This is a genomic window from Aerococcus sp. NPDC058936, assembly GCF_042741995.1.
Classification (GTDB): domain Bacteria; phylum Bacillota; class Bacilli; order Lactobacillales; family Aerococcaceae; genus Aerococcus.
The window spans coordinates 74,912-87,814 of the sequence record NZ_JBHYKZ010000010.1 but is presented as its reverse complement, the minus strand read 5'-3'; the positions used below and the strand labels follow the sequence as shown (position 1 = coordinate 87,814).

At 38.9% G+C, this 12,903-nt stretch carries 13 protein-coding genes and 1 riboswitch; of the genes, 4 read left to right on the top strand and 9 right to left on the bottom strand.

Translation table 11 applies throughout. The features are described 5' to 3' along the window. Positions 1 to 242 precede the first annotated feature (242 nt). Positions 243 to 677, bottom strand: coding sequence for a cupin domain-containing protein (locus ACFW0C_RS08690; protein ID WP_378106833.1), 435 nt, complete (start codon positions 675 to 677; stop codon positions 243 to 245). Between the two features lie 150 nt (positions 678 to 827). Between ACFW0C_RS08690 and ACFW0C_RS08685 the strand changes: the two genes are divergently transcribed. After that, positions 828 to 1,058, top strand: coding sequence for a hypothetical protein (locus ACFW0C_RS08685; RefSeq protein WP_378106831.1), 231 nt, complete (start codon positions 828 to 830; stop codon positions 1,056 to 1,058). Positions 1,059 to 1,250: 192 nt separating this feature from the next. Here the strand turns inward: ACFW0C_RS08685 and ACFW0C_RS08680 are convergent, their stop codons facing one another. From ACFW0C_RS08680 to ACFW0C_RS08655, 6 genes are all read right to left on the bottom strand, one after another. Then, complete coding sequence (locus ACFW0C_RS08680; protein WP_271736087.1) at positions 1,251 to 1,610, bottom strand: DUF1304 domain-containing protein; 360 nt, start codon at positions 1,608 to 1,610, stop codon at positions 1,251 to 1,253. Positions 1,611 to 1,688: 78 nt separating this feature from the next. Continuing rightward, positions 1,689 to 3,575 carry a heavy metal translocating P-type ATPase gene (locus ACFW0C_RS08675; protein WP_378106830.1) on the bottom strand — a complete coding sequence of 629 codons (1,887 nt, stop codon included), beginning with the start codon at positions 3,573 to 3,575 and terminating at the stop codon, positions 1,689 to 1,691. A 141-nt stretch (positions 3,576 to 3,716) separates the two neighbouring features. Further along, a riboswitch (NiCo riboswitch) is annotated at positions 3,717 to 3,823 on the bottom strand. Positions 3,824 to 4,001: 178 nt separating this feature from the next. Then, a complete protein-coding gene (locus ACFW0C_RS08670) occupies positions 4,002 to 4,559 on the bottom strand; it encodes a GNAT family N-acetyltransferase (RefSeq protein ID WP_378106829.1) in 558 nt (185 codons plus the stop codon). Between the two features lie 305 nt (positions 4,560 to 4,864). Next, positions 4,865 to 5,257: a 30S ribosomal protein S9 gene (gene rpsI / locus ACFW0C_RS08665; protein WP_004262670.1), complete on the bottom strand. Its 393-nt coding sequence runs from the start codon at positions 5,255 to 5,257 to the stop codon at positions 4,865 to 4,867. A gap of 14 nt (positions 5,258 to 5,271) precedes the next feature. Beyond that, positions 5,272 to 5,715 carry a 50S ribosomal protein L13 gene (gene rplM / locus ACFW0C_RS08660; RefSeq protein WP_004262667.1) on the bottom strand — a complete coding sequence of 148 codons (444 nt, stop codon included), beginning with the start codon at positions 5,713 to 5,715 and terminating at the stop codon, positions 5,272 to 5,274. Positions 5,716 to 5,867: 152 nt separating this feature from the next. Next, positions 5,868 to 6,779: a LysR family transcriptional regulator gene (locus ACFW0C_RS08655; RefSeq protein WP_378106828.1), complete on the bottom strand. Its 912-nt coding sequence runs from the start codon at positions 6,777 to 6,779 to the stop codon at positions 5,868 to 5,870. A gap of 484 nt (positions 6,780 to 7,263) precedes the next feature. Here ACFW0C_RS08655 and metE point away from each other — a divergent pair, with 484 nt between their 5' ends. Both metE and metF read left to right on the top strand, forming a co-directional pair. Further along, the gene (gene metE, locus ACFW0C_RS08650) at positions 7,264 to 9,516 is read left to right on the top strand and encodes a 5-methyltetrahydropteroyltriglutamate--homocysteine S-methyltransferase (protein ID WP_378106827.1); all 2,253 of its coding nucleotides are present in this window, start codon (positions 7,264 to 7,266) and stop codon (positions 9,514 to 9,516) included. A 3-nt stretch (positions 9,517 to 9,519) separates the two neighbouring features. Further along, positions 9,520 to 10,401: a methylenetetrahydrofolate reductase [NAD(P)H] gene (gene metF, locus ACFW0C_RS08645; protein WP_069285344.1), complete on the top strand. Its 882-nt coding sequence runs from the start codon at positions 9,520 to 9,522 to the stop codon at positions 10,399 to 10,401. A 159-nt stretch (positions 10,402 to 10,560) separates the two neighbouring features. On the opposite strand, the gene ACFW0C_RS08640 is transcribed toward metF, so the two are convergent. After that, a complete protein-coding gene (locus ACFW0C_RS08640) occupies positions 10,561 to 11,013 on the bottom strand; it encodes a LysR family transcriptional regulator (protein ID WP_378106826.1) in 453 nt (150 codons plus the stop codon). Between the two features lie 127 nt (positions 11,014 to 11,140). On the opposite strand from ACFW0C_RS08640, the gene ACFW0C_RS08635 reads away from it, so the two are divergent. Next, positions 11,141 to 12,319 carry a 5-methyltetrahydropteroyltriglutamate--homocysteine methyltransferase gene (locus ACFW0C_RS08635; protein WP_378106825.1) on the top strand — a complete coding sequence of 393 codons (1,179 nt, stop codon included), beginning with the start codon at positions 11,141 to 11,143 and terminating at the stop codon, positions 12,317 to 12,319. A 369-nt stretch (positions 12,320 to 12,688) separates the two neighbouring features. Here ACFW0C_RS08635 and ACFW0C_RS08630 read toward each other — a convergent pair whose 3' ends face one another. Beyond that, entirely contained in the window at positions 12,689 to 12,853 is a 165-nt protein-coding gene (locus tag ACFW0C_RS08630; RefSeq protein WP_378106824.1) for a preprotein translocase, read from the bottom strand. Positions 12,854 to 12,903: the final 50 nt, after the last annotated feature.

Sequence of the window (12,903 nt, the reverse complement as noted above, 5' to 3'; positions counted from 1 at the left end):
ATTGAAATATCTCAATGTATATAATAGAAAAACTGCAAAATATAACAGAAACATAATAAACTGGCCTCTGAAATTAGAGGTATGAATTATTCAGGTCATATGCATTGATTTAAATATGGAAAAGAATATCTTTTTATAGAGACTTGTTGATTTCGAGCATAAAAAAACCGATAACGCTTTTAAGGTCATCGGTTTACTTGTTTTAACTATTGTTTGCACTTTTTATGCATTTCAAGTTTGTTTTATTCATTTGGATCGCTTTCAGCATCTTCTTGAGTACCATGAACAGTACCAGGTACGTGGTCAGGGCTAGCATAAATGGTGTACAGTTTTAACGGTACACTCCCCCGATTGGTGATATTATGCCATAAACCTAGTGGCACAAAGACTGCTTCATCTTCTCCAATTTTTTGTTCAAAGGATAAATCGTCCTCAGCAGGGCCCATCTGGCAAAGACCCTCACCTTGCTCGATACGGATAAATTGATCACTTTCATGATGTACTTCTAACCCAATATCACCGCCTACAGGAATTTCCATAACAGTCAACTGCAACTTGTTACCTGTCCAAATCGTCGTACGAAAATTTGTATTGTCTAACGTTTCTTTTTCAACATCTATAATATATGGCTTTTTGTCGTTATCTACATTACCAGTTAGAAATTTATTATCAGTCATCATAATCCCTCCTTAGCTATAATTCTACTCCTTATATATTTAAATGCAAATATATTATGAATAAATGATCATAAAATTTTGTTGCTTGCTGTCTATTTTTACTTTATGCTTTTTTTAGTTATGCATTCATATTTAGAAAGGCGTTTTATCATGAAATCACTTATCCATTTTTGGCAACAAGCAATTAATTTCAAACAGAAAATAAGCTGGCGTGAGGCTTTATCTAGGATTTTAACGAATCTTATTTTTATTATTATACTCTACTTTATTGCTTTAATTGCACCTCCTTCATGGGAGGAACCTATTGCTTATTTTGTCCAAGTTTATACGATTATTTCAATCGTACCAACAATTACCACTATCATTAGCGCAATAAAATAATCATCAAATGGATATCATTTAAGAAAGTTGGGGGTAAGGTGAAGAATACTGATAATTTTTATGAGATGGAAGAAAATTTTTTGAAGATTTCTAAAGAAATTGAAATCATGTCCGATTCTTTGGAAAATTTTGAAAGATACCTACCAAATATCAAACTATTCCTTAACTACTATGGTGGCGAGTTGAGGGCTACTAGAAGAATGTGGTGATCAGCGCGATAATGGCTAATCCGCCTTGGGTTAGGATGATCTTTTTATCACTAGTCAGACCGCCATAAATAGCAACAAGAATGATGTAAATCAGGAGCAGACGGCTGATTTCGGTTGGGGCGATAGCAAAATAGGCTGCGTATAGCAGGCCAACGCCGATCAGACCGTTGTAGATGCCTTGATTTTTGAGCAAGGTGTTGAGCGATTTGCCTTTGAGCTCGGTTTCGCTCATCTTGAAAACGCGCTGAGTTGCGGCTGATGTGGTCGCGAAAGTTTCCAGATACATGATATAGAAGAATTCAAGGGCAACCAAAGTGATAAGAATCGTTGATAGTACGGACATTGTATAGCCTCCAATTTGCTGAATAGTAGCCTAATTTTAGCACAGGTCACCACAAATCCCGGCACGAAACGATATACATTAATTCAATTCCGCTTGCACTACTGTTACTGGGGCTTCGGTATTTTCAATATTGGCATCTTTATAGTACAGCAAACGCAAACCGTTCAGAATAACCAAAATCGTAGACCCCTCGTGGCATAAAACCGCTAACGGTAAGCCTAGCACGCCGAATAAATTTAATAAAACCAGCGTGATAATCACTCCCACGGCGAAAATCACATTTTGTAGAATCAATTGATTCAACTTTTTGCTGAGCTCATATGAGAAGTACAATTTGGCCAGATTATTTTTCACGATTACGATATCTGACGATTCCATGGCCACAGACGCACCAGAACCCATCGCAATCCCAATATCCGCGTTAGCCAAGGCCGGCGCATCGTTAATCCCGTCCCCAATCATGCCCGCCACTTGGTCCTTATCTTGGCTCTCAAGCACGAAAGCAATCTTGTCCTCAGGCAACATGCCCGCTTTGTAGTGGTCAATATGCAACGCACCCGCCACTTCCTTAGCCACCGCCTCGTTATCACCCGTCAAGAGCACCACATCCACGCCGTCATTTTGGAAAGCTTGAATGGCGTAAGCAGACTGTGGTCGCACTTGGTCAGCCAACGAAATATAGCCAAGAATCTCGTGGTCGTCCCCCACAAAAACTGTAGTATTCGCCGCATGTAAAAGGCTTCTGAAATTTTGAGGGTCTGTGTGGGTGTCAAAAGCAGAAGGTTTGCCGACTGTAGTGGCCCCTTTTTTCACACCTTTACCCGCAATTTCCTCAACGGCTTCACTGTGATCAACACGGGTTAAATCGATATCTTTGAAGGCTTGAACAATCGCGCCACCGATTGGATGACTGGATTGTTGTTCCATGTAGACAACTTCTTTGAGTAAAGCATCGTCGACTTGATAACTAACGACTTGGAAATCCCCATAAGTTAGGGTACCCGTTTTGTCAGTATACAAGGTATCCATGGTAGAAAGGGCTTCCATGGCTGCCCCACCCTTGAAGAGAATCCCGTTTTTCGCCGCGTTTGAAATCGCCGCAAGTGTCGCGGGCGTTGCACTAGCCACCAAGGCACACGGACTGGCAACGGTAAGTAGCACCATGCCGCGATAGAAGGCAATATCGAACGTGTAGCCCTGGAATTGCATCAAGATGAAGATGAAAATCGGCACCGCAATCAAGACTGAAATGACGTATTTACTTTCGATACGGTCGATAAATTTTGAAATCTTAGACGGACGATTTTGGGCCTCTTCCACCATACGAATGATATTTGAGAAAACTGTTTCGCTGGCTAATTTGCTGACACGGATATGGAAGGCATTGCCTTCATTGATGGTACCGGCGAATACTTCTTCATCAATATCTTTGCTGACAGGGATAGATTCACCCGTCAAGGCAGATTCGTTTACTAGCACATGACGGTCAACGTAACCGTCGATAGGAATTTGTTCCCCACGAGCCACGACAACGACATCCTCTTTTTGCAAGTCATCAGTTAAAACTTCGACTACTTCCCCATTGGCTTGTAGTACTTTAGCCTTTTCTGGGACTTGAGCCATCAATTCAGAAATAGCAGCGGTAGATTTATTGGTCGCATAATCCTCCAAAACTTCAGCAACTGCGAAAACAAATAAAAGCGCCGCCCCTTCAGATTCATATTGAATTAAGGCTGCACCAAGCGCTGCAAGGATCATAAGCAAATCAACATTTGGTGACTTTTCATTGATGGTTTCAACCACCGCATTTTTAGCGGCATAAAAACCTAGGAAGAACATTGAAATATAGTAAGCACCGGTCGACAGGACATCGTTAAAGTTTGCTGTTGCGAAACCTAGTAGTAAAAAGATCGTTCCAATGACAACAAATTGTCCTTGGCGGTTGTGTAAAATATAGTCTTTCATGGTAGTACTCCTTTTCTATAGATGAAATTTTGAGATGATATTAGTTGTTAGATATTGGGATTATGGTTGATATTGCGGTCTTTTCATCAGATTCACTCCTTTTCTGGGTAAAGAAAAAGGGCATACTCATGGACAGTGTTTAACTGTCTCACAAGTATGCCCTATAAATGTATAGTTCATGTTTTGCTGCTACTATTGTAGCCCGGCTGCATAAATCCTTTCGAACCTACCGCCTGTTCTTATATGTTTAAATTTGCAGGTAATCTATTTCTTACCTTGCCCAAATAATACCACCATGTGAGGGTATATGCAAGCATAATATGATGTAATTGTGAAAAAAGTACGCTCATTAATTGTGATAGGAATAATTATTAAATTGATATTTGAACAGGACGCACTTCAACTTTGTGAAATATATCGTTTTCCTTACTCTGCAGGTATTTCCGATTTTAGCATGCCGAAAACGAAGCTACTTGTCCATTCGCCTCTACTCCAATAATCTTTGATGAAATGGACCTCTTTTCTCATGCCTACTCGTAAACATAATTTCTCAGAAGCAATATTTCTATCCTCACAGACTGCTTGAATTCTATGCACCTCATAGTTTTTCAATAAATATTCAAGCATGGCGAATAACGATTCTGTGGCATATCCTTTACCACCAAATTCTTTTGAAAAACTAAATCCCACTTCAATCGTTTGTTTCATTTCTGTAAACCATGCATGAAATACACCGATTACTTTATCATTTAAAGAAACAGCTAAATTTACAGCACGATCATTTTCTAAATCACTTTTTATCAGTAAATTTGTGAAATGCTCTTTTTTATTAGATTCATCCCATGAATCATATAATAAATATTTACAAGTTGCATCATCTTGGTAAATTTCAAAAACATCATCTATATCAGTTGTTTTAATACTTCTAATAACTAGTCTTTCAGTTTTTAGATACATAATATTTTCCTTCCCAAAATTATTCAAAAAATAACTAGATTATCTCTTGAAAAACTTAAAAAAAATAACAGTACTCAATCTCTATCTATTTTTTTATTGAATTGATTCCTTTATAGTCATACCTCCGGTAGTATATACAATTTTATCACCGCTGCCTTTTATTGATATATGTACTTGTCTATTAAATACATATTTTAAAACGAAATTAGGTCGCCTTATTCTACATTCACTTTACAAGATTCATACGATAATTGTTTTATTAGTGACAGTTATCAAAAAAAAAGACACCTTCCATAAAGGAAAGTGTCTTGAAACGTTGATATGATAATGAATTAACGTTTTGAGAATTGAGGTGCTTTACGCGCTTTTTTAAGACCTGGTTTCTTACGTTCTTTCATACGTGGGTCACGTGTTAAAAGACCAGCATCTTTAAGTGGTTTACGGAAGTCAGGATCTACTTCTAATAACGCACGAGAGATACCGTGACGAGCTGCACCTGATTGACCAGCATATCCACCACCGTTAACGTTGATGAAGATGTCATATTGGCCTTCAGTTTGTGTAACTGCTAAAGGTTGTTTAACGATTACGAATAATGATTCGTATGGTAGGTATTCTGCCATTTCTTTACCGTTAAAAACGATTTTACCTGTACCAGGTACTAAGCGTACACGGGCTGTTGAGTTTTTACGACGGCCTGTTGCGATGTATTGAGCTTGTGCCATTTGCTTTTCCCTCCTTAGATTAATTCGTTAATGTCTAATTGTTTAGGTTGTTGCGCTGCATGTGGGTGTTCCGCACCAGCGTATACGTGTAGGTGTGTAAATTGAGCACGACCTAAACGGTTTTTTGGTAACATACCTTTAACTGAAGTTTCGATTAAACGTGCTGGTTTTTCATCACGTAATGTACCTGCAGTTGTTTCATAGATACCACCTGGGTAACCTGAGTGACGGTAGTATTTTTTATCTGTTGCTTTTTTACCAGTTAATTTCACTTTTTCAGCGTTGATGATGATAACTTGATCACCTGTATCAACGTTTGGTGTGAATGTTGGTTTATTTTTACCACGTAACATGCTTGCCACAACTGTTGATAGACGTCCCAATGGAACATCTGTTGCGTCTAGGACAACCCAGTTACGTTCAACTTCATTTGCTTTCGCCATATATGTTGTACGCATTATATTTCCTCCGTTTATCTTGTCTGATTGTTCGATTCATAATTGGTTTCCGGGGCCTATCATGGGGCAAACAATACCGTCTTATATTGTACCACTTTGAAATTCATTACGTCAATCTTTTTCAACGAAAAAAATCACTTATCATAGATTTCTTATTTAGCATATTGTTGGATAGATTCCTCGAGTAAGCCTAAATAGCGTTTGGCAATAGAAGACAGCTGGTGACGGTTAGCAGTTAGGTAACCTAGTTGAATCACCTCGTCTGATTCGAGGGGGATTGCTAATATATCCGGACTGTTCAAATCATCATTAATGATCCCTGAAGAAATCGTATAGCCATCTAGACCGATGAGTAAATTAAATAAGGTTGCCCGGTCGGATACAATAATCCGTTTTGGGACAGGAATATCCGCTAAAATCTCTTCCCAATAGTAGAAAGAGTTGTGAGTGCCTTGTTCATATGATAAGCGCGGATAAGCGGTTAAGTCATCTAAACTAATGGTCGCTTGTTTCGCTAAAGGATGCCCTTTATCAATAAACACATGTGGTGCAGTTTTAAACAATGGCGTAAAAGTCAGTTGCTTTTCTTGAAAAGCCCCTTCCAATACTTTCTGATTATAATTAGACCGGTAAATAACGCCCACCTCAGAGGTAAAATTAGCAACGTCATCCAAGACCTCAAATGTTCGCTCTTCTTTTAATGTCGCCTCATACTGGTCTGCAGCCATCTCTCTTAGTAACTTCACAAAAGCATCCACTACAAAGGCATAATGCTGCCCGGATACTGAAAATATCCGGTTGGCCTGACTTCCTTCCTTATAGCGGTGGTTCATCAAGTCAATCTGCTCCAAGACTTGCCGGGCATACTGGAGGAATTCCTCCCCTTGCACCGTCAGAACCGTCCCCTTAGCCGTCCGCTGAAATAAAGTTACCCCCATCTCAGACTCCAAATTGGCCATGGCTTTCGACAAAGACGGCTGGGCAATAAACAAATCCTTGGCCGCCTGCGTCATATTCCCCACTTCAACAACCTTCATAAAATACTGCAAATCTTCAATCCGCATACACTCACTCCTTACCATAGTTTAAAGCTATGAAAACCGGCATATAATAGTTATTTGTAATTATTATGCCAGACCCATATACTCATAACAAGTTCAAAACCTGAATAATTCATAGTTTTACTAATAGTCTTTCCTAACATTGATTTATTAGTCTTTAAAGTAATCTGCTTCATCACCCATTAGGTGATGAAAAAGAACCCCTTTATCAGCGAGAATTTTATACCGTATTCAGGCAAAACCAAAGGATTCGGCAGTACATTTAATAACCAGATTTTTAAAAATTTTTAAATGGCCCAAGGAGCAGTGCGTCCAAAATTTGAGTTTGAAAAGTGAAAAAACTCAAAATAATTATAAGGGCCAGAAAAATTAATCAATTAGGATAGAAGATGATAAACGATAAAGAAAATATAACAATATAGATAAAACAGCCTTTGACATTAGAGGTATGAATTATTCAGGTGATAACAACAAAGGAGGATTCACTATGACTCAAACATCCATTATTGGTTTCCCCAGGTTGGGCGAAAACCGTGAATTAAAATTTGCGACGGAGAAGTATTTCCGAAACGAAATCAATGAAGAAGAATTATTCCGAATTGGAAAAGAAATCCGGCGCAAGCATTTTACACTATTAAAAAAAGCAGGAATTGATTCTATTCCAAGTAATGACTTTTCCTTTTACGATCAGACCTTGGATACTGCATTTCTATTCAATATTCTTCCAAAAGAAGTCGAAAAAAGTGACTTATCTTCCCTAGATAAGTATTTTACTTTAGCACATGGTTACCAAGGAGAAAAAGGCGATATTAAAGCTCTCCCGATGAAAAAATGGTTCAATACGAATTATCATTATCTCGTACCAAAATTTGAAAAAGACACCGCTATTCAAATTAGTACGAGCAAAATTTTTGATGAGTTCTTAGAAGCCAAGGATTTGGGAATTGATAGCCGCCCTGTTTTAGTTGGGCCTTTTACTTTGCTTCAACTAAGCGAGTTTGAAGATGGATTAGCTGCTCGTGACTTTGTCGCTGACTTGGTGAAAGGATACCAAGAAGTGTTTCACAAATTGAATGAAATCGGTGCAGAATGGATTCAATTAGATGAACCTGCTTTGGTAAAAGATGTTGATGAAGCGGAAAAGAAATTATTTGTAGATCTTTATGATTCCTTGCTTACAGATAAAGCTGGCTTGAAAATCCTCATTCAAACTTACTTTGGTGATGTACGTGACGTGTATCATGAATTGACTGCCTTAGCAGTAGAAGGAATCGGCTTGGACTTTGTGGAAGGTACTAAAAATATCGAGTTGGTTCAAACTGCCTTTCCAGAAGACAAATTTCTGTATGCAGGAGTCGTTAACGGAAAAAACATTTGGCGAAATGACTATTCGAAAAGCTTGGCCCTATTAGAGAGTTTGAGGGTGAAAAATTATGTCCTGTCTACTTCTTGCTCCTTGCTCCACGTACCATTCACAGTAGAAAAGGAAAGTTTTCCTGAAGAAATCAAGCGGCATTTCTCTTTTGCTAAAGAAAAGTTACAGGAGCTCGTTGAATTAAAAGAAATTCTTGATGGAGAAAGCAGCGCTGCTCTGGCTGAAAATAAAGACTTGTTTGCATCAGAAAGAATTGCGGTAAATACTGCTCTAGGGGAAAAAATCAATCAATTGTCCCAAGATGCCTTTACAAGGAAACCAGATTTTTCAAAAAGAGAAGCTTTGCAAAAGGACATTTTTAATTTTCCGTTACTACCGACTACAACGATTGGTTCTTTCCCACAAACGAAAGATGTCAAAAAGACGCGTGCTCTTTTCAAACGAAAAGAAATCAGTCAAGATTACTATAAAGAATTTATCGTAAACCGAACGAATGATTGGTTAGCTTGGCAGGAAGAAATTGGGTTAGATGTTTTGGTTCACGGTGAATTTGAGCGAAACGACATGGTCGAATATTTCGGACAAAACTTGGAAGGTTATCTATTTAGTAAAAATGGCTGGGTACAATCTTACGGCACTCGTGGTGTGAAACCGCCTATCATATGGGGAGATATTTCAAGAGCGGCACCGATTACGGTGGAATGGTCTGCTTATGCGCAGTCACAAACAGATAAAATCGTAAAAGGAATGTTAACGGGTCCGGTGACCATTTTAAATTGGTCATTCCCTCGAGAGGATCTTTCATTGCGTGAATCTACTTTACAAATTGCTCTGGCGATTCAGGAAGAAGTATTGGACTTAGAAGCAAACGGTATTCGCGTGATTCAAATCGATGAAGCTGCTTTGAGGGAAAAGTTGCCATTAAGAAGAAGTGATTGGAATTCAGAATATTTGGATTGGGCAATCCCTGCCTTTCGATTGGTTCACAGCAAAGTGAAACCCCAAACGCAAATCCACACCCATATGTGCTATAGCGAGTTTACCGATATTATCCCTGCGATTGAGAATATGGATGCGGATGTCATTTCCTTTGAAGCGTCTCGTTCTAATTTGGAAATTTTAGATGAATTACAAAAACAAAACTTTAAAATTCAAGTTGGCCCCGGTGTTTATGATATCCACTCACCACGAATTCCTTCAGTGGAAGAAATTACCGAAACCATTCGAGCAATTTTAGCAAAGGTTCCAAAAGAGAAAGTTTGGATTAATCCGGATTGTGGTTTGAAGACTCGTGGGGAACGTGAAACAAAAGCGAGCCTGGAAAACATGACGCAAGCAGTGAAGACGATTCGAAAGGAGCTGTAGGCAATGACCGATTTTCAAAGAGGAAATGGCACTTCCCTATCTTTTGAAGTTTTTCCAGCGAATACCCAAGTTGGTACAAAAAAATTGATTCAGACCTTGAATGAACTACAGGATTTACAGCCGAATTTTATTAGCGTAACTTGCAGTAATAACAAAGCTAATATTGAAGAAACAACCGTCAAAATTGCTGATTATGTAACAAACACATTGAGAATTCCTACCATTGCACACTTACCGGCAGCTTATTTATCCAAGCAACAAGTATCTACCATCCTTGGACAGCTTGAAAAACTAGGAATCCGGCATGTTTTAGCTCTTAGAGGCGATATTGTTGAAGGAATTCCACCTAAAAGAGATTTTTCTTATGCGAGTGATTTGGTTACTTTTATTCAGGAACAAGCACCCTACTTTGACATTTCAGGTGCTTGCTACCCTGAAATTCATCCAGATTCAGACAACCGGATTTCTGATATCAAGCATCTAAGGAAAAAAGTAGAAGCTGGCTGCAGTCAGTTGATTACACAGCTTTTCTTTGACAATGAACAATTTTATCAGTTCAAAGAAGGATGCTCACTGGCAGGGATTGATGCCCCCATTTTGGCTGGGATCATGCCTATCGTAAATCGTAAACAGGCTTTACGTCTAATTAAAGTCAGCTCTTCTCAACTGCCGAAGAAATTTTTAGCAATTTTAGAAAAATATGAACACAATCCTGTTGCATTGCGTGAAGCGGGGCTTGCCTACGCCATTGATCAGATTGTCGACTTAGTCACACAAGGCGTGGATGGCATTCATTTATATACCATGAATCAATCCGATACCGCTCGGCAAATTCATCAAGCAACAAAATCATTGTTTCAAACTACGGAACTCTTAGGCGTATAAAGAGCAAATTATATAAAGCAACAGCCTCCAGCGTGATTTGCTATGCTCCCAATATAGTAGACAGAGAAATAATAAAAGTTCTCTACTACTGTAAAGGGGGCATTTTTATGTCTAAAAGAGGGACTAAGCATACGTTAGATGAAAGAGTCGCAGCTGTTCTTAGAGTAATTGAGAAGCATAGATAACACCAATTTCTGATTTCAAATTGGCTACGTCGTCCAAGACTTCGAAGGTTCGTTCTTCTTTCAATGTCGCCTCATATTGGTCTGCATCCATCTCTCTTAGTAACTTCACGAAGGCATCTACTACAAAGGCATAATGTTGAGCGGAAATGGAGAATATTCGATTGGCCGTAATGCCTTCTTTGTAGCGGTGGTTCATCAAGTCAATCTGCTCCAAGACTTGCCGTGCATACTGGAGGAATTCCTCCCCTTGCACCGTCAGAACCGTCCCCTTAGCCGTCCGCTGAAACAAAGTTACCCCCATCTCAGACTCCAAATTGGCTATGGCTTTCGACAAAGACGGCTGGGCAATAAACAGGTCCTTGGCCGCCTGCGTCATATTCCCCACTTCAACAACCTTCATAAAATACTGCAAATCTTCAATCCGCATACGCTCACTCCTTGCCATAGTTTCAAGCTATGAAAACCGACATATAATAGTTATTTGTAATTATTATGCCAGACCCATATACTCATAACAAGTTCAAAAATATTTATCGAAAAAGGAGAACATCATTATGACACAAACACAAACTTCAAAAAGATTCCTTACAGTTGGTTCATTCCTACGTCCAGAAGACTTGTTAGCCTACAAACGTCAAATCGAGGAACGCGACGATATCCAATATCCATTCTACCAAGATTTCGACAACTACGAAAAAGTAGAAGACGAAGCAGTTGCTGATATCGTAAAAAAAGAAATCGAATTAGACTTCCCAGAAATTACAGATGGCGAATACTCTAAATCATTATGGCATCTAGACTTCGTTTGGGGCTTTGACGGCGTACGTCGTTTCATTGCTGACCAAGGGTATATCTTTGTTGATCATGACCATGAGCATGCCTTCGAAACGCGTAAAGATATCGGTATTGAAATCTTCAAACCACTATCAGGTAAAAACCATCCTTTCATTGACCACTACAAGCGATTAGTAGCCTTAAACGATTCAGATGCTGATGTGAAAGTTTGTATCCCTTCACCAGGTCATATTTATGTTGATTTAGGTTTAAACCTACAAACATACAACCAGGTATACCAATCACAAGCTGAATTACGAGAAGGTTTAATCAATGCCTACAAAGAATTCTTAGATGAATATGTACAAGAAGGCGGTAAAATCATTCAATTAGATGACTGTCTATGGACTATCCATGCAGAAGATGCATCAAACTCACCATTTAGAAATGAAGATGGTAGTTGGGACGCTGCGGCAGCTGAAGCCAGTGCAGAAGCTTACGTAGCTGTTAACAATGCAGTAATTGACTATGGTCATGAATTAGGCTTAAAAGTGTACACCCACAACTGTCGTGGTAACTACGCATCTCGTCATGCATCCAACGGTTCGTATGAGAAAATTGCTCATTATTTCTTGAAAAACCAACGTTACGACCGTTTCTACTTAGAGTGGGACGACGAGCGTGCTGGTTCAATCGACGCATTAGAAGCTTTTAAAGACAACGACCAAGTAGAAGTTGTATTAGGTTTACTATCATCAAAAACAGCTGACTTAGACGATGAAGAACGCGCCCTAAACGGATTAGAAGAAGCTAGCAAATATGTATCAAAAGATCGATTATACCTATCCCACCAATGTGGCTTTGCCTCATGTGACGGTGGTAACGAATTAACGCACGAAAACCAATGGGACAAAATCAAGCAAGGACAAACAATCGCATTCAAATACTTTGGTGAATAATCCCTAATCAAAAAACTATCATCCTTCAAAAGAGGTTGGCTCCCCACGCCAACCTCTTTTTCAATATCTTTATTCTTGTATCAGCAATCATTTCAATCAATCCGAGAAGTTAAAGTTAAGCCTTTGAGCTTTACTTTGTTGTAGCCCTCGCCTATTAAAAGCTTAAATATTCTCATGCTGACGCATATCAGAATGTTCGGAGGAACCCCGTTAAAGTCTGAATGGTCAGCCAAGTTCTCGCACCTTGGATGAGATCGGTCCCAAGGATTTTAAGGCAATGATAGAGAAAACGGAAGCCTACGGATTTTTGTAATAAATAAAAAAGTAGAATCCAAAAACTAGGATTCTACTTAGAAAGCAATTCAATATTTAAGCCCCTTGCATGTTATAAAGCACAACGAAAGCCATAAAGAAGATTAATAGCACAACCGCGAGGACACCGAAGACGATGTAGATACGCTTCTGCTCTTTTTTGTACATATAATTACTGGTAATCAGTAGCAAAAGTGCTGCTACGAAAAATACCCAAATCATCTATTCACCAAACTTTCTCTCCATCTATTTGTGGCAATCCCTAGTCTTCA